A 17,655-nucleotide genomic window follows, 5' to 3' on the forward strand; every position below is an offset into this window, starting at 1 on the left:
ATCAGTTCATGATGAAACTGCTCTCGATCTGCTTTTATTATACAGGCTGGCCCCCGCTTTCATCCACCTGATTTCTGAGAAACTGAAAAACGCTCTGGACGCGTTTGCCCAGAGCTTATTCCTCCCATGTCATATGCTGATAAACGCCTTTCATAATCGCGTACAATCCATATAAAATCAGCCCGCACGCCAAAATAGACAGCATCATTTTGCCATGCGGCTGCTGTGCGAGTTCAGCGAGTGCACCGTCAAAGCCTCGTGTATCGTCAGGATCAGCGGTCATGGCTGTTTTTATGAGAAAATAGCCGATGGCCGAGAAAATAATTGCGCGGGCGATATTGCCTGCGCGTCCGATGTTTTTCGTAATGCATATCATCTGTCTATTCATTTTTGACGTATCGAATTCTTTCATAAAAGTAGCCCGGACACTTTTCAAAAATTGAACAATCGCAAATACAATAAAGCCTGCACCTGCCAGCCCTGTGAGCCCTCGACCGAATGGCTGCGCCAATACATAAGCGGACCACGTCTGTTCAGAAGTGCCGCTGTCGCCATGGCCAAACACTAATCGCAAGGCATTCCAAGCAATGGATGCGTAAACAACGGCACTGAGAAAATTCCCCATTCTCCGTGACAGGCCGCGCCTGCTCGTTCCGTGACCCTCCGTATCCTTGAGGGCGCTCAGCACCATCCAGATCACATAACCGATGAGACCGACGCCAATGAAAAAAAGCAAAATGGATCCGTACGGCATGTGCGATAAGGTGCGGAGCGCTCCGTTCGAATCTTTTGCGCTGCCTGCACCTGATGCCGTCATAAACGCCAGAATCCCGAGCAGGATAAAAACACCGCCGAATGAAAAATAACCAAGCCGTCCAAATCGCTTGACCCAAGGCTTGGTTTCCTGTTTGATTTTTGACAAGTACTGGTCTTTCACTTCCATGTGTCCAACCCTCTTTCACAGACAGAATCATTACATCTACATTCCCGATTACATAAAGCTTGAAACAGTTTCTGCCTTAGCCGTTTTTCGGCTGAGACATGTAGTTGCCGATCAAAGAAATGATATATTCCCTTTCTGAATATTGCGCAATGCCAATCGTTTCAACGGAGTGAATATTCTCATTGTGTGAGACCGATAAACAAAAACCCAGCCTTTTACAAGGCTGGGTTTCATTATTTCGCCAAAACAAGCTCATGAATCGCGTGCGCAACACCATGTTCATTATTGGAACGTGTTTGAAAGTTTGCAGCTTCCAATACTTCCGGGATGGCGTTTGCCATGGCAACGCCACAGCCCGCCCATTCAATCATTGTCAGGTCGTTTCCGTTGTCACCTATGCACATGACTTCGGCCTGCTCAATTCCGAGCAGCTGCGACAACTGGCGCACAGCATTTCCTTTGCTGGCTTCGGGATGAAGAATTTCATAAAAGAAAGGCGCGCTTCTAACCATCGTGTATTTTTCCCTCACGTCATTTGGAATCGAGGTAATGACGCGGCTTAAGTTCTCCGGTTTATCAATAAACATCACTTTCGGAATGAGGATATCTTTTGGCACTTCATCCATCTTGCGGAAATGGAGCGGCACTTGTGTCACATACGATTCGTATACAGTAAATTCGCTGATATCGCGGTTAGGCGTATACAGGTTAGATGAATCAAAGAAATGCATCGGCGTCTTCAGCTCTAGGCTCAGGTCATATAATGAAGTCAAATCCTCATAACCGAGAGACAGCTCCGTAACCACTTCATTTGTATGCGTATTTTGAACAAGCGCTCCGTTATACGCGATGACATAATCGCCTTCTTCAATAAGATTCAATTCATCTAAGTATCTTCGCACACCCCCGATAGGCCGGCCGGTGCAAAGCACAATTTTCACGCCTTCCGCTTTTGCCGCGTGAAGCGCGTCGCGGACTTCCTCTGTGACTTCATGACGATCATTTAAAAGGGTTCCATCCATATCAATTGCAATTAGTTTATACATTCCGCATCTCCTTCGTGTCGTTTTCAGGCTATAGTCTCATCATATCGTTTTTTCTTTTTGATATTCAACTGGAAGAGATGGTTTTCTCCGCGTTTTATGCAGACGCCGCCCTTGTCTTCGGATGCGTGTGCGCGGTTTTTGCTTTCTTTCTGTCTCCATGCCGCCGTTTTCTGCTTTTTCCTGTTTCATCAGCAGGAAGCCGGCAGCTATAAAAGGAATACCGGTGATATTCAAGACGGCAAGCTTCACACCCGCCGCCGTCAAAAAGAATCCCCATGCAGAGGCGGGATTTCGTCTGATCATGATGTAAGCGGTCATTTCCAGAACAATCAAGATAGCATGAAGAACTGCACAATACATCAGCGTAATAAGCGCAAAAAACAACACATAATTCACAAAGGCCCCTGAATAGATCATAGACCGCAGCATTTGTACAAACGATAAGGACTGCATTGATCCGCCGACGACATTTGGGTTATAAATCGTATAGTCGCTAAATAGATGTTTGATCTTGAGAAAAGCCCATAATATAAATCCCCATTGAATGATATGTAAAATGAGTCCTGTAATCACCAGTCTTTCAGCTTTTTTATTTCTCATATGTCTCCTCCTTACTGGTGTTTGATTTGATTCTTGTTATCGCTGCTTTGCTTCTAATATCCATGTCCCGTTTTCTCCTCTTTTTAGAGCGGAGATTCCGTCATAAAACGACGCGTTTCTCGTTTTGCTGTCCTTTCTCACCTTTTTAGGCACATGCCGTGGCACTGTGCCAATGACTACATAAGTTATAAGGAATTCACCTACATTTTTTAAGGAGATGGATTACATGAATCCTTACCAATATTACAGCCCGCAGCTGCCTCAGCAGGAACCTTACTATAGCCAACATGAATACAATTCTTATCCGCAGCCGGATTATTATGATCCCTATCAGGCGGACAGACAGCCGTCCGCGTTAGAAAGAAGAGTTGCCGCGCTTGAACGGCAAAACGAACAGCAAACAAGAGAATTAACACGCCTCACGAATGAAGACCGCCGTCAAAATCAGGAAATTGCACGGATGGCCGAACAGGTCAATCAGTTAAGCCAGGCTGTTGAACGCCATACACGCCGCTTAAACCGGCTCAATCAACGCCTCCGCACAGTAGAAAACAGGCTGAATATCCCATTTACTGCAGGTGAAGGCGGTTTTTGAAGCAGCAAGAAAAAAGCGGAATACGATTTTCCCGATTCGAGGATTTCGTTTTCCGCACTTCTTATGTTTTTTAATGCGGCGCATTTACATAAAAAGGGTTTATACAAGTATACAATCTTTACTGTTTTCATTCAAAGATAGGGGGATAAGGAAAATAATTGTAGTTTCTCATTTGCAGCATTTCTTTTCATTGAAGTTGCATGATAATACCGACTCACGTCAATCGATTACACGGAGGGGTAATTCATGCATACTACACAACACGGCTTGCAGCAGCTGAATCAATGCCGACAGACTGCTCAGCAGCTCATTCAGCAAACACAGCAAAGCAGCCAGCAATACCGCCAAATGCTTCACCAGGAGCAGCAAAATATCCAAATGCTCCAGCAGGTTCTGACCCATGAACAACAAGCTGCGCATACGATTCAACAAGCGTTGCACGGGCACGACATGGCCATTCAAAAATGCCAGCAGGTTGTCAATCTGTGCAACCAAATGCAGCAAGAACTCACTGGACAATCCAGCGGCATGAACACAAATATATCAACACTTCCATTCGGCCAACACACGCCATTTCAGCAGCATACCTATCAGCAGTAACATAGAAAAAGCTCAACACTGCATTGTGTTGAGCTTTTTCTTACTGTTCTTTTCGTATATGTATATCTTGAATAGACTGTTTCGGCGCATCAAATCTGCTTTCGGCTTCACTTCTTGCCTCAGCAAAGGCTCTTGCCTCCACATTATCTTTATAGACATCCAGCTGAATCAGATACAGCGGACGCACTTTAAACCCGTGAACAATGGTCACTGCCCATAACGGGACTACAATAAAAACGCCGAGCTGAGCGGGCAAAACAAAACCAAACGCAACAATTAAAAAATAAATGATTCCGTACATGATCCACTTTCTATTTCTGACCTTGATGCCAATAAATAAAAAGGCAAAAAAACTGGTAATGGCAAAAGGCATGAAAATAAACAGCATCCACCAGCTATGAAGCCATTCCCACGCGGCACCTCTTTTCGTAATTCCCATATTTTTCACCTCCTATTTACCTATAATAATCGATTAAACAAATCACGTCACCTGTAAACGCAAAAACGTTTTTTCCTTGAAATAGTGATAGACGAGGGGCGGGTTTCTTGCTATATTATTAATTGATAATGATAATCATTACTAATAAAAGAGTTTTTGGGGGATTCTTGATGAAAAAGAAAGCATTGCTTACCGGCCTGCTGGTATTGCTTCTGATGTTTGTCAGCGCTTGCAGCGGTACAGCCTCGAAAGGTGATTCAGCTTCAGATAAGACAGACATGAGAACTTACAATTCAGTAAAAGGGAAGGTTGAAATTCCTGCGCATCCGAAACGCATCGTCACTGATTTTTATGCTGGGGAATTGCTGTCTGTCGGAGCCAATGTGGTCGGCGCGGGATCATGGTCATTTCGAAATCCATTTTTGACATCACAGCTGAAAGAAGTAAAGGACGTCGGTGATCCGATCAGCGTTGAAAAAGTGATGGAGCTTCAGCCTGACTTGATTGTCGTCATGAAGGAGGAGAACGTCGATAAATTAAAGAAAATCGCTCCCACTGTTGTCATCCCTTTTAACACAGCGAAAAACGTACAGGATACAGTCAGCATGTTTGGAGATATGACAGGAGCGAAAGACAATGCAAAATCATTTATGGATGACTTTAATAAAAAAGCAGAAGCTGCCAAAAAGAAAGTGGACAGCGTCATCGACAAAGATGCGACCTTTGGCATTTTTGAAAGCACGGACAAAGGTGCACTCTGGGTATTCAATGACAATAGCGGACGCGGCGGCCAAGCCGTATACAATGCGCTCGGCTTAAAAGCGCCTGAAAAAATTGAACAAGATGTCATCAAAAAAGGAGAGATGAAACAGCTCTCTCAAGAGGTTATTCCTGAGTATGCCGCAGACTATATGTTCATTACCGATTACAATCCGAATGGAGAAAACAAAACACTTGAGCGTCTAAAAGATTCATCCGTTTGGAAAAACCTCAATGCGGTCAAGAACAATCGTGTCTTTATCAATGACTTCAACACCTTCTATCCGTACGACCCGATTGCCGTCAGCAAACAGATTGATTTAATTGCTGATATGCTTGTGAAGCGGGAAAAAGAAAATCAGAAATAAATGACATGACAAAAGCACTCACGATGTTGTGAGTGCTTGATCTTCAGCAGACTTCCTTCTGTGCGGCTTTATCCTCTGATCTGAACTCTTATTTTGCTTTTCACTGTTTCCTTTTACCGCCTCAATTCCCAGCTTCATATTTCTAAGAGCAAAACGAATTCGAACAGCGTGCCAACGAAAGGTGACTTCAACCCAGAGAATAGGCCAAGCATACCCGGGTTATTTGAGCTGGGTGTGAACGCAAACTCAGACTGGTTGGAATCTCAATTACTTCCATTCTCAATGATAATCAAATAAGTAAGCTCTTCTGGTACATCGCGCGGAACCGCCATTTGCGCAGTGTAATCGAAATTCTCTTTTTCGTTGCCGAATATTGAGCTGCTTTTAACCCATTCACCGTATAAAAAAAGGATTTCAGAAAAAGCAAAAGAAGTATATCTATGAGCTGACTATTTTAAAATTCGGAAAATCAATACTGTTGGCGTATGTACCGTTTGAAAGGTTCCATTGCACAACGACCCTCTCAACCACTAGATGATGAAATACACACAGTATTGTAATGAGCACCAAATCGGCATTCATCTGGCCTAATTGTTACAATAGGGTTGAGAGTCTATCATCCATTTTATTCTAGGAGGCAGATCATGAAAAAAGCTACGCTCGGAAAATCAGACTTGCAGGTATTTCCTATCGGATTAGGAACAAATGCTGTCGGAGGACATAACCTCTACCCGAACCTAAATGAAGAAACTGGAAAAGAATTAGTTCGCGAGGCGATCCGCAATGGCGTGACAATGTTAGATACCGCCTACATTTACGGGATCGGCCGTTCCGAAGAATTAATTGGTGAAGTGCTGCGCGAATTCAATCGTGAAGATGTAGTCATCGCCACAAAAGCCGCACACAGAAAAGAAGGAAATGACTTTGTTTTTGATAATTCACCTGAGTTTCTGAAAAAATCAGTTGATGAAAGCCTGAAACGTTTGAACACAGATTATATCGACTTGTTCTACATTCATTTCCCTGACGAGCATACGCCGAAGGATGAAGCCGTCAACGCGCTGAATGAGATGAAGAAAGCCGGAAAAATCCGCTCCATCGGTGTCTCCAACTTCTCATTAGAGCAGTTGAAAGAAGCAAACAAAGACGGCTTGGTAGATGTATTGCAAGGCGAATACAACCTGTTAAACCGTGAAGCGGAGAAGACTTTCTTCCCGTACACGAAGGAGCACAACATTTCATTTATCCCTTACTTCCCGCTCGTATCAGGATTGTTGGCAGGCAAGTATACAGAAGATACAACGTTCCCAGAAGGCGACCTGCGAAACGAACAGGAACACTTCAAAGGCGAGCGTTTCAAAGAAAATATCAGAAAGGTCAACAAACTTGCGCCTATTGCCCAAAAGCACAACGTTGAGATCCCTCACATCGTATTGGCTTGGTATTTGGCAAGACCGGAAATTGATATTCTCATTCCTGGAGCAAAACGTGCCGATCAGCTGGTTGATAACATCAAAACAGCCGATGTGACGCTTTCTCAAGAGGATATTTCATTTATTGATCAGCTGTTCTCATAAGAAGAAAAAAAGGATTCTCCGCTTTGGTTTTCGTCAACGAGGGAGAATAAAAACCAAACCTTACCCCGCGCGGGTAAGGTTTTTTTATATTGTTTTTCTCGTTAGGTTTGTCAGCATACTCCGCTTTTTGGATTTATCATTACTATTTTCAAAACAAATGTTTCAAATCAAATAGGATAAGGGTACTACTCTATTAACCTTGTTATACATACTGATTGCCCTAACATCTGAGGAGGAACATTTGTGAAAATAAATATAAGGAAATATATGATCTACTTTTTCGGCGCTTTAGGAGGGCTGCTTTACGGTTATGATACGGGCGTCATCTCTGGGGCGCTGCTATTTATAAACAATGATATTCCATTAACGACATTCACAGAAGGATTGGTTGTCAGCATGCTGCTTCTTGGTGCGATTTTCGGCGCGGCCTTAAGCGGCACGTGCTCTGATCGCTGGGGCAGAAGAAAAGTTGTATTTGTCCTTTCCATCATTTTTATTATCGGCGCGCTCGCCTGCGCGTTTTCTCAAACGATCGGCATGCTGATTGCATCTCGGGTGATTCTCGGACTGGCCGTCGGCGGATCAACGGCGCTTGTACCCGTATACCTGACAGAAATGGCACCAACGAATATTCGCGGAACACTCGGCACGATGAACAACTTAATGGTTGTGACCGGTATTTTATTAGCATATATCGTAAACTATCTGTTCACACCGTTTGAAGCGTGGCGTTGGATGGTGGGACTGGCTGCGGTGCCTGCGGTGCTTTTATTAATCGGGATCGCGTTTATGCCTGAATCACCAAGATGGCTCGTCAAGCGCGGACGTGAAGATGAAGCGAGAAACATTATGAAAATCACTCATGACGAAGACAATATTGAACAAGAACTTGCAGATATGAAAGAAACAGAAGCAGAAAAAAAAGAAACAACGCTCGGATTGCTGAAAGCGAAATGGATTCGCCCTATGCTTCTCATTGGTATCGGCCTTGCCATTTTCCAGCAGGCTGTCGGTATTAACACGGTCATCTACTACGCGCCGACCATTTTTACAAAAGCCGGTCTTGGCACATCAGCATCAGTCCTCGGTACAATGGGGATCGGTGTCCTCAACGTATTGATGTGTATTACAGCTATGATTTTGATCGACCGCATCGGCCGCAAAAAACTGCTGATGTGGGGAAGCGTCGGCATTACACTAAGCTTGGCCGCACTGGCAGCTGTGCTCCTGACACTGGGTCTTTCTACATCAACAGCATGGCTGACCGTCGTTTTTCTCGGCGTTTATATCGTCTTTTATCAAGCAACATGGGGTCCGGTTGTATGGGTTCTCATGCCTGAGCTTTTCCCATCCAAAGTACGCGGAGCCGCAACAGGCTTTACTACCTTGGTCTTATCAGCAACAAACCTGATCGTGTCGCTCGTCTTCCCGCTGATGCTCAGCGCGCTGGGAATCGCATGGGTCTTTACCATTTTTTCAGTGATCTGTCTGCTCTCATTTTTCTTCGCCTTCTACGTGGTTCCGGAAACAAAAGGAAAAAGCTTGGAAGAAATTGAAGCAAGCCTGAAAAATCGGTTTAAAAAGAAGAAAAACAGCCAAAACCAAAAGCTGAATGAACGTACTTTATAAATAAAAAAGGAATCGTCCGTGGGACGATTCCTTTTTCTTATTACACCATCACCTTGCAAATATTGTTCGTGAATTCCACAGGGTCCTGGATCGGCAGGCCTTCGATAAGGAGTGCCTGATTGTACAGAAGATTTGTGTACAAATTCAGCTTCTCTTTATCCTGTTCAAATGCATCCTGTAATGTGTTGAATACCTCGTGATTCGGATTGATTTCCAGTACTTTTTCTGCCTGTACATGTTGGCTGTCCGGCATCGCATTTAAGATTTTTTCCATCTCGATTGTCACTTCGCCGTCAGCGGCAAGGCAGACCGGATGAGATTTAAGTCGTTTTGACACTCTGACGTTTTTCACTTTGTCTGACAGAATGTTTTTCATTTCCTCAAACAGATCCTTGTACTTGCTTTCCTCTTCCTCGGACTGTTTTTGATCCTCATCTGTATCTATGCCAAGGTCTCCGCTTGATACGGATTTGAATTCTTTTTCCTGATACGATGCCAGCATTTTAATCGCAAACTCATCGATGTCCTCGGTAAAGTAAAGAATTTCATAGCCTTTGTCTGCCACCATTTCCGTTTGCGGCAGTTTCTCAATGCGGTCGTAAGAATCACCAGTCGCATAATAAATGTATTTCTGCACTTCTGGCATTCTGGATACGTACTCATCTAAGCTGACCAATTTTTTCTCTGTAGAAGAGTAAAATAATAAGAGATCCTTCAATTGATCCTTATTCGCGCCAAAATCATTGTACACGCCGAATTTCAGCTGTCTGCCGAATGCGTTATAGAACGTTTCGTATTTCTCGCGGTCTTTTTTCAGCAGGTTTTGCAGCTCGTTTTTGATTTTTTTGCTGATGTTTTTCGCGATCAGCTTTAATTGGCGGTCATGCTGGAGCATTTCTCGGGAAATATTCAGCGATAGATCCTCGGAATCGACCATTCCTTTCACGAAGCTGAAGTGATCTGGAAGCAGATCAGCGCATTTGTTCATGATCAGCACGCCATTGGAGTACAGCTCTAAGCCTTTCTCATATTCCTTGGAATAATAGTCAAACGGCATGTTTTCAGGGACGAATAGAATCGCGTTGTAGCGAACAGCTCCATCCACACTGATATGAACGTGTGTGAGCGGTTTATCAAATCCGTAATGCTTTTCAGCGTAGAACTTTTCATAGTCCTCATCTGTCAGCTCACTTTTGTTTTTTCTCCAGATCGGCACCATGCTGTTAACTGTCTGTTCTTCCTGTACCTCTTCAAATTCATTCTCACTGCCTTCCTTCGGCTTATTAACGGCTGTGTCCATTTTGATCGGGTAGCGAATGAAGTCGGAGTACTTTTTGATGATGGCTTTTAAGCGATGCTCCTCTAAAAATTCGTCATAGCTGTCGTCTTCTGTATTTTCTTTGATTTTCAGGATAATATCTGTACCGACAGCATCCTTTTCACACGGCTCAATTGAATAGCCGTCTGCACCCGCAGATTCCCATCTATACGCCTCTTCGCTGCCGAGCGCCTTACTGATGACTGTCACGACATCGGCAACCATAAATGCCGCGTAAAAACCGACACCAAATTGGCCGATGATGTCATGTCCATCTTTCAGCTCGTTTTCCTTTTTAAACGCAAGAGAACCGCTTTTTGCAATTGTTCCAAGATGCTGTTCAAGCTCATCCTTCGTCATCCCGATCCCCGTATCAGAGATGGTGAGCGTTCTCGCGTTCTTGTCGGCTGAAACCTTTATATAGTAACTGTCTTGATCAAACGTAAGCGTATCGTCCGTCAGCGCTTTGTAATAGATTTTGTCAATCGCATCACTCGAATTGGAGATTAACTCACGCAGGAAAATTTCTTTTTGCGTATAAATGGAGTTAATCATCATATCCAGCAGCCGTTTGGACTCTGCTTTAAACTCTTTTTTCGCCACTCTAGATCGCCCCTTTTTTGATATAGTTGTGTTAGGTAAACTCTTTTCAGCATCTATTTATCATATAGAGTGATAATTGTCAATTGAATGCCATATGCATATATGTGAATTTTAATCTAATGGGTTTAAGAAAAGAATAGAGAATTTTATCATCCTCTATTCTCTTCTTCTTTCCAGCAGCCAAATACTTGCTTCATCCATATGTATGTCGGGTAGAAAAACAGGCTAAATAAGATAAGGAACCAGATGTTTTTCAAAGACTCATCCAAAATATTTCTTACCGTGAGAGGAAACGTGATGTCGTGAGATAAAATAGAGATAATGGTAGAAATAACAAACCCCATAGGAATAATTGCATAACAATAAAACGCAATCTCCTTTTTATGCTGTATCTTCAAAATATGCAAACCTCCCAATCATATATCCTAGATAATATTAACATATTTATTAGGTATTTTGAAATGGATCCCTTTATGTTTACTCCCTTATTCATCGGGAACAGTTATAGAAAAAAGGAGGAATCATATATGGGAAGACTAGCAAACAAAACCGCAGTCATTACAGGCGCCGCGACAGGCATTGGACAAGCGACGGCAGAGGTTTTTGCCAATGAAGGCGCGCGTGTGATGATCGGGGACATCAATGAAGACCAAATGAAAGAAACAGTTGAAGCAATCAGACAAAACGGAGGACAGGCGGACGCCTTTCATCTCGATGTATCAGATGAAAACAGCGTGAAAGCATTTGCTGATCAACTCAAGAAGGCTTGCGGAACGATTGATATTCTGTTTAATAACGCCGGCGTTGATCAGGAAGGCGGAAAAGTTCACGAATATCCAGTTGACTTGTTTGACCGCATTATCTCCGTCGATCTGCGCGGAACATTCCTTTGCAGTAAATATCTGATTCCGCTCATGCTCGAAAAAGGGGGCTCTATCATCAACACCTCCTCTATGTCAGGCCGTGCCGCGGACCTTGACCGCTCCGGCTACAACGCGGCAAAAGGCGGAATCACCAACCTGACAAAAGCGATGGCAATCGACTACGCACGAGACGGCATCCGTGTTAATTCCATTTCACCAGGTACGATCGAAACTCCGCTGATTGATAAACTGGCGGGCACCAAAGAACAGGAAATGGGCGAGAAATTCCGCGAAGCCAACAAGTGGGTCACACCGCTCGGACGCCTCGGCCAACCGAAAGAAATGGCGACTGTGGCGCTATTCCTCGCTTCAGACGACAGCTCATACGTCACTGGCGAAGACATCACCGCAGACGGCGGCATCATGGCATATACTTGGCCTGGGAAGATGCTGATTGATGAGAAATGGAAGGAAGAGACGAAGTAACTGAGATAGTCAGTTAAAAGAATTTATAATAAATAGACGCTACAAAACATAATGTATATATATAAATACAAATATAACAAGACCGGGAAAAGATATACTCTTGCCGGTCTTGTTATATAATGTTCAAGATGGTTTTTTATGTATTTTTATTACCAACCGTTGATTCCGCCAACTATACCGCCAACTATGCCGCCAGTAATTGCTCCGCCGGCACCACCAACGGGTCCGCCAACAGCTGCTCCACCGACGCCTACTGTTGAAGCACCGACTAATGCACCTGAAAAAGCTCCGCCAAGGGCACTTCTCCAGCCTCCGCCATCAATTTGTTCCATTTCTTTTACGTTCAATTCTGAAAGATGATTATTATTTTCCATTTATGCTATTCCCTCCTTAAAGCCATTTTCCGGCGATTAATGACCCGCCTAAATAACCAACTGACCCTGCAATTGCACCTGCATGGGCACCAAGAATAACACCTGGAACACCTCCGACTACACCTGCGCCGGCACCAGTAACTACTGCACTGCCAAGATATTTCGCATAACTCCCTCCATCAATTTGTTCAGCTTCTTCCAGAGTCAATGCCTGAAGTTCAACGTTTTTTATGCTTTTTGCGTTCATCAATATTCCTCCTCAAAGTTATTCAGGTAAATAATAACTAGTATAAATTTACCATGAGAATTATAATATTACATAATAAAACCTAAATCAATAGTTTTTTCCATAAAATCATATATTACTTATCGATCAATTTACAGTAAAAGAGGGCTTAACCTAATTAGTTATTTAGGTTAAGCCCTCTTAATTAATTCTCTAATTCTTTTTTCTGCTGCCTGTTTGAAAATTTATATGTAGTATACATGATGAGACTAAAAGGAATTAGCCATAAGATATACATAAGAATTTGGAATAAGAATTCTTTAGTTGTAAAAGGGAATGTAACGATTCTAAATAATATCGACGTTGCCATATACAGAATAAAAGTAAAAATAATTAAAAGAAAGTACGAACTTTTCTTCTTCTTTTTCAGATTCACTCTTAAAATGCCTTTTGACATAGCTCTTAATCCATAATATCCGCTTCCCACAAACAATATGATAATTGTCATTAACGTGCTCGGCATTTCAAACATAATCGAAAGTATAAAAGAGACAAAAACCAGAGCAATTACTAAAAGAAAGCTTTCATGACCTATCTTATTTTCAATATGACTTATTCTCTCATCCTTCATTAGTTTCTTCCTCCCTGTTATGCGTCCAAAATACATCATTCAGAGTAACTTTCAATTCTATACAAATTTTCAAACATAATTGTAAAGAAGGATTATACTTCCCTTTTTCAATTAATCCAATCGTCTGTCTTGTCACTCCAATTTTTTCGGCAAGTTGTTCCTGTGTTAAATTCACTCTTATTCTTTCCAACTTCAAATTATTATTCATTGGCAAGTCTCCATTGGTTTATTTATCTGTAGCATATCATATATAAAAAACCCACGCAAACTATATATTGCATTTATCCATATATATTTTACATTTTGTCTATTATATCTTACAATGTATTTAACATTTATAGGAGTTGGTAAAATGAAGTTGTTCTATAGCTATATAATCGCAGGAGGTTTATTTTGTATATCTCTTTCTTATTTTTTTCACTTAGGTGTATTTAATCTTGCTTTATATCTTATCTATATCAATTACGCATTTATATTATATAAACGTGCCAAAAGCTCTAAATAACAATAAATATTTACCTTAAAAAGGTTGACAAACCATGAAAATGTAATAAAATGATGTCTATTCTTTATATTATATATATTCTAAAAAAATGACCTTCATTATGGAGAGTAGTATATGTTTTTTAATAGATATCATTGTGTACGACAACTTGATCAAAAAGATTGTGGAGCAGCCTGCCTATCAACAATTGCAAAACACTATGGCTCAAAGCTCTCTCTAGCTTATATACGTGACATTGCTGGAACTGATACACAAGGTACTAGTGCTCTTGGAATGGTAAAAGCCGCCGAACAGTTGGGGTTTACAGCAAAAGCTGTACGTGCAGAGCATACAGCTTTTGATCAGCCCATTACTCTTCCAGCAATTGCACATATTATTATAGATCAACAATTATTGCATTACGTTGTTATACATAAAATTAGTAAAGATAAGATTATCATTGCGGATCCTGGAAAAGGGCTCGTTACATATCAAAAAGATGATTTTTTTAAGATTTGGACAGGCATCTTAATACTTTTAGCACCTACTGAGACTTATAAAAAACAGACCGAGACAAGTAATATAAGTGCCGATATCTTCAGGTTGATTCTTCAGCAAAAATCGTTGATTATACATACAGTTTTAGCATCCTTTATTATTACCATCTTCGGGATCCTCGGTACTTTTTACTTTCAGACGATCATCGATCAAATACTGCCTAATGGATTAAGTAACACATTACATATTCTTTCAATCGGTCTTTTGATTATGTATTTATTTAAGGTTTTCTTAATAGGTTTTAGGCAATACCTAATGATTCTCCTAGGTCAAAAATTAAGTATCTCCATTATGTTTGGATACTTTCAACATGTGCTTACTTTGCCAATGAAATTTTTCAGCAATCGAAAAGTTGGCGAAATTATATCCCGATTTACTGATGCTAATAAAGTGATCGATGCGGTTGTCAGTGCATCACTTTCGGTCATACTCGATACCATTATGCTTATTATGGTTGGTATTTTCTTATATCTGCAGAATACTACTTTATTTCTCATCACATTGGCTTTCATACCTTTTTATATTTTGACGGTTTGGATTTTTATAAAACCCTACGAAAATATAAATAACAGAGAAATGGAAAACAATGCTCAGCTGACTTCAAAGATTGTTGAGACGCTTAACGGCATCGAAACTGTTAAAGCATATAATGCAGAATATATGATGTCATTTGAAACAGAAAAAAGGTTTGTAAAATACTTACGATCAGCTTTTAAACATGGAGTTATTGATAATCTTCAGAGTTCCATAAAAATGTTTTTGGATTTAGCAAGCGGTGCATTGATATTGTGGATCGGATCAACTCAGGTCATAAAAGGCTCCCTTACTATCGGTCAGCTTATTACATATAATGCCTTATTAACCTACTTCTTAAATCCTTTACAAAACATCATCGGCCTACAATCTAAGCTTCAATCAGCTTCTGTTGCGTCCAAAAGGCTCGGAGAAATTCTAAAGCTAGAACCTGAATTAAAAGAGAAAGAGGTACAAATAACATCGACGTCGTCAATTACAGGTCCGCTTTCTTTTAATAAAATTAATTTTCGATACGGAACTCGAAAGCTCATCTTAAAAGATATTACACTGCATATTCAAAAAGGAGAAAAGGTTGCCTTTGTTGGAGAGAGCGGTTCAGGCAAGTCTACTTTGACTAAGCTTTTAATGAAATTTTATGCAGCTGAATCAGGTGAGGTTTTAATCAATGGATTTCATATAAATGATATCCATACCAACGCCTTAAGAGAAAGTATAAGTTATATCCCTCAAGAGTCTCACTTTATTCAAGGATCAATTCTTGAAAACCTTTTGCTTGGGAACTCAAGAAGTTTTACCTTTGAAGAGATTATAGAAGTATGCAAACAAACGAATGTACACAGTTTTATCAATGATTTACCAATGAGATACGATACTCTCGTAGAGGAAAACGGGTCAAATTTATCTGGAGGCCAGAAGCAAAGGCTCGCAATTGCCAGAGCATTATTAAGAAAACCTAACATTCTCATAATGGATGAATCAACAAGCAATCTCGATACGACTACTGAGCAGGGAATATCAAACATGATATACGATCAGACTGATGATGTAACTACAATTATAATTGCTCATCGTTTGAGTACAATTATGAATTGCGACAAAATATTTGTCATGAAAAATGGAGAAATCATAGAGTATGGGAACCACAATGATTTATTGAAGAAAAAAGGGAAGTACTATGAGTTGTGGGAGAACCAAATGCCATCGAAAGAGATGGTGACAATTTAGATGAAACGTAACTTTTTCAATTTACATGATTTGAAGGATAGCAGAGAATTCTACGAATCAAAACCCAAACCAATTGGTGTTTTCTTTACATATATACTGATAGCTTTACTTATTGCATGTATTGTTTTTAGTTTCTATGGAAAGAAAGAAATGATTCTAAAAACAACAGCTGACATCCAATATACCAAGCCTAACAGCAACGTAACAAATGAAGTAGCCGGCAAAGTAAAAACAGTTGCTTTTAAACAAGCTGATAAGGTGAAAAAAGGAGATACTCTGCTTACTCTAGATAGTGCTGAAATCCAAGCACAGAAAAAAATCGCTAAAGCTGCTATCAAAGATTTAAAAGAACAAGTTGAGTTAAACCAAACTCTTAAAAAGAGTATTGAGAAGAACAAAAACTTATTCAGCGAGGATGATCACTGGGGTTATCAAAATCAATATCTCTCTTACAAAAAACAAAGTGATTTGTTAGAGTCATCAGAAGAAAATGCAAAAACTCAACAGAATAAACTTAAGAAGCAGAAAAAAAATGTAAAAAATAATCTGGATAAGACAAAAAACAAAGTGAAACGAAAGCTTCAAAGAATTTCTGATCTGCAAGACTCCATTAAAAACAATAAATCCTTTGCCAAACAGGATGATAAGTACAGTTCTTACTATAATAGTTATCAAACTAACAAACAAAATGCAGAGCAGCAGCTTGATGATCTACAGAAGATGAAAGATGAGCTCGATAAAAACAGTTTCTCACAGCAGAAAGAGAACCTAAACGGACAGCTTGAAAGTTTAAAACAAGATATGCTAGTAAAACTAAGTGAAGAAAAAGATGAATTAAATCAATCACTTGATGAGATTAACAGTTCAATGAAAAGTGACGATTCTGACAGTGATTCCGATAACTCAGAGGAAACAAATTATAAGCTTTCAATTGAACAGCTTAAATCAAACTTGCTAAATCAAACATCTCAAAAGCAAACAGATCTTCAGACCACTCTTACATCCAAAGAAGATGATCTAAAGATGATAGATTTACAATTAGAAAAATATAAAATAAAAGCAACAAGTGACGGCTATGTTAATGTATTAGCAAATATATCTCCAGGTGACAATTTACAAGCAGGCACCGCCATTTTGACTATTATCCCTGATAAAGAGAAGCTTACAGCTAACATTTATATTCCGAGTCATGAGATCACAAATATAAATGAAAAAGATGAAGTAAAATTCCATATTGAAAATACAAATCAAACCGTTAAAGGTGTCATTACAAAAATAAGTCCAGACAGTATCAGTGATCAAAACGGACAAAAGTTTTATATTGCTGAAAGTACTTTAGAAAACAAAGAAATTGTTAAAGATAATGGAAAAAAAATATACTTAAAAAATGGAATGCAGACTAATGTATCAATTATCGTAGATTCGAAAAGATATATTGATTATTTTTTAGAAATATTACATCTGAATTAGTTTCCATTCAAGAAAATGTCCACATATGTCTCAAAAGCGGAGAGAATCTGCTTTGAGGCATTTATTTTTTATAAGGAAGGTATAGGTTGTATAGAATCATGCATCAAAACAAACTGCTATTTTTCATTTTTTCAATTTCTTCTATCATTCACTTGCTCTTCAATACGATTTTAGCCCCTACTTCAAGCTGGAAAGCTTGGTCGGTGAACATTGCTCTCATTCTTATAGCCCTTCTATTTTTAAAGCTCACTTTGAAAGAAAAGAAAGAAACTCAACAGACCAAGTGACGCAACGACACAGAGCCCGGACTGAGTATCCGGGCATA

General features: G+C 40.3%; 18 protein-coding genes and 1 pseudogene. 9 read left to right on the forward strand and 10 right to left on the reverse strand.

Annotated elements, in window-relative coordinates; translation table 11 throughout:
• Positions 1–115 precede the first annotated feature (115 nt).
• The 3 genes from AAGG74_RS13715 to AAGG74_RS13725 form a co-directional block, all read right to left on the reverse strand.
• On the reverse strand, positions 116–943 hold the full coding sequence (locus AAGG74_RS13715; RefSeq protein ID WP_429675824.1) for a DUF1206 domain-containing protein: 828 nt from the start codon (positions 941–943) through the stop codon (positions 116–118).
• Positions 944–1,176: 233 nt separating this feature from the next.
• On the reverse strand, positions 1,177–1,989 hold the full coding sequence (yidA, locus tag AAGG74_RS13720; RefSeq protein WP_429675825.1) for a sugar-phosphatase: 813 nt from the start codon (positions 1,987–1,989) through the stop codon (positions 1,177–1,179).
• Between the two features lie 39 nt (positions 1,990–2,028).
• Positions 2,029–2,589, reverse strand: coding sequence for a hypothetical protein (locus tag AAGG74_RS13725; RefSeq protein WP_429675826.1), 561 nt, complete (start codon positions 2,587–2,589; stop codon positions 2,029–2,031).
• 226 nt (positions 2,590–2,815) lie between these two features.
• Between AAGG74_RS13725 and cotNE the strand changes: the two genes are divergently transcribed.
• On the forward strand, positions 2,816–3,184 hold the full coding sequence (cotNE, locus tag AAGG74_RS13730; RefSeq protein WP_429675827.1) for an inner spore coat protein CotNE: 369 nt from the start codon (positions 2,816–2,818) through the stop codon (positions 3,182–3,184).
• 246 nt (positions 3,185–3,430) lie between these two features.
• Positions 3,431–3,784, forward strand: coding sequence for a hypothetical protein (locus tag AAGG74_RS13735; RefSeq protein ID WP_429675828.1), 354 nt, complete (start codon positions 3,431–3,433; stop codon positions 3,782–3,784).
• A gap of 40 nt (positions 3,785–3,824) precedes the next feature.
• Here AAGG74_RS13735 and AAGG74_RS13740 read toward each other — a convergent pair whose 3' ends face one another.
• Positions 3,825–4,223 (reverse strand): hypothetical protein, encoded by a 399-nt coding sequence (locus tag AAGG74_RS13740; RefSeq protein ID WP_162103624.1) that lies wholly within the window; start codon positions 4,221–4,223, stop codon positions 3,825–3,827.
• Positions 4,224–4,393: 170 nt separating this feature from the next.
• Between AAGG74_RS13740 and AAGG74_RS13745 the strand changes: the two genes are divergently transcribed.
• The 4 genes and pseudogenes from AAGG74_RS13745 (at position 4,394) to AAGG74_RS13760 (ending at position 8,556) form a co-directional block, all read left to right on the forward strand.
• On the forward strand, positions 4,394–5,350 hold the full coding sequence (locus AAGG74_RS13745; RefSeq protein WP_429675829.1) for an iron-hydroxamate ABC transporter substrate-binding protein: 957 nt from the start codon (positions 4,394–4,396) through the stop codon (positions 5,348–5,350).
• Between the two features lie 402 nt (positions 5,351–5,752).
• Positions 5,753–5,941: pseudogene (locus tag AAGG74_RS13750) on the forward strand (DeoR/GlpR transcriptional regulator); the annotation flags it as partial.
• 53 nt (positions 5,942–5,994) lie between these two features.
• The gene (locus tag AAGG74_RS13755; RefSeq protein ID WP_162103622.1) at positions 5,995–6,927 is read left to right on the forward strand and encodes an aldo/keto reductase; all 933 of its coding nucleotides are present in this window, start codon (positions 5,995–5,997) and stop codon (positions 6,925–6,927) included.
• Between the two features lie 243 nt (positions 6,928–7,170).
• On the forward strand, positions 7,171–8,556 hold the full coding sequence (locus AAGG74_RS13760; RefSeq protein ID WP_429675830.1) for a sugar porter family MFS transporter: 1,386 nt from the start codon (positions 7,171–7,173) through the stop codon (positions 8,554–8,556).
• A gap of 40 nt (positions 8,557–8,596) precedes the next feature.
• Here the strand turns inward: AAGG74_RS13760 and htpG are convergent, their stop codons facing one another.
• A complete protein-coding gene (htpG, locus tag AAGG74_RS13765) occupies positions 8,597–10,477 on the reverse strand; it encodes a molecular chaperone HtpG (RefSeq protein ID WP_429675831.1) in 1,881 nt (626 codons plus the stop codon).
• A 149-nt stretch (positions 10,478–10,626) separates the two neighbouring features.
• Positions 10,627–10,875, reverse strand: coding sequence for a hypothetical protein (locus tag AAGG74_RS13770; RefSeq protein WP_429675832.1), 249 nt, complete (start codon positions 10,873–10,875; stop codon positions 10,627–10,629).
• A 129-nt stretch (positions 10,876–11,004) separates the two neighbouring features.
• Here AAGG74_RS13770 and AAGG74_RS13775 point away from each other — a divergent pair, with 129 nt between their 5' ends.
• A complete protein-coding gene (locus AAGG74_RS13775) occupies positions 11,005–11,826 on the forward strand; it encodes an SDR family oxidoreductase (RefSeq protein ID WP_225493145.1) in 822 nt (273 codons plus the stop codon).
• 149 nt (positions 11,827–11,975) lie between these two features.
• On the opposite strand, the gene AAGG74_RS13780 is transcribed toward AAGG74_RS13775, so the two are convergent.
• The 4 genes from AAGG74_RS13780 to AAGG74_RS13795 all read right to left on the reverse strand — a co-directional run bounded on the left by AAGG74_RS13780 (position 11,976) and on the right by AAGG74_RS13795 (position 13,265).
• A complete protein-coding gene (locus AAGG74_RS13780) occupies positions 11,976–12,200 on the reverse strand; it encodes a bacteriocin, lactococcin A1 family protein (RefSeq protein ID WP_225493144.1) in 225 nt (74 codons plus the stop codon).
• A 16-nt stretch (positions 12,201–12,216) separates the two neighbouring features.
• Entirely contained in the window at positions 12,217–12,447 is a 231-nt protein-coding gene (locus AAGG74_RS13785) for a Blp family class II bacteriocin (protein ID WP_225493143.1), read from the reverse strand.
• A 184-nt stretch (positions 12,448–12,631) separates the two neighbouring features.
• Complete coding sequence (locus AAGG74_RS13790; protein ID WP_225493142.1) at positions 12,632–13,057, reverse strand: DUF6773 family protein; 426 nt, start codon at positions 13,055–13,057, stop codon at positions 12,632–12,634.
• The gene (locus tag AAGG74_RS13795) at positions 13,047–13,265 is read right to left on the reverse strand and encodes a helix-turn-helix transcriptional regulator (RefSeq protein ID WP_225493141.1); all 219 of its coding nucleotides are present in this window, start codon (positions 13,263–13,265) and stop codon (positions 13,047–13,049) included. The genes AAGG74_RS13790 and AAGG74_RS13795 overlap by 11 nt, the downstream gene beginning before the upstream one ends.
• Positions 13,266–13,676: 411 nt before the next feature.
• Between AAGG74_RS13795 and AAGG74_RS13800 the strand changes: the two genes are divergently transcribed.
• Positions 13,677–15,860: a peptidase domain-containing ABC transporter gene (locus AAGG74_RS13800; RefSeq protein ID WP_429675833.1), complete on the forward strand. Its 2,184-nt coding sequence runs from the start codon at positions 13,677–13,679 to the stop codon at positions 15,858–15,860.
• Positions 15,861–17,330 (forward strand): beta-barrel domain-containing protein, encoded by a 1,470-nt coding sequence (locus AAGG74_RS13805; protein ID WP_162103171.1) that lies wholly within the window; start codon positions 15,861–15,863, stop codon positions 17,328–17,330. It abuts the gene before it with no gap.
• Positions 17,331–17,655 lie beyond the last annotated feature (325 nt).

The organism is Bacillus mexicanus (genome assembly GCF_050445615.1).
GTDB classification, from domain to species: Bacteria; Bacillota; Bacilli; order Bacillales; family Bacillaceae; genus Bacillus; species Bacillus mexicanus.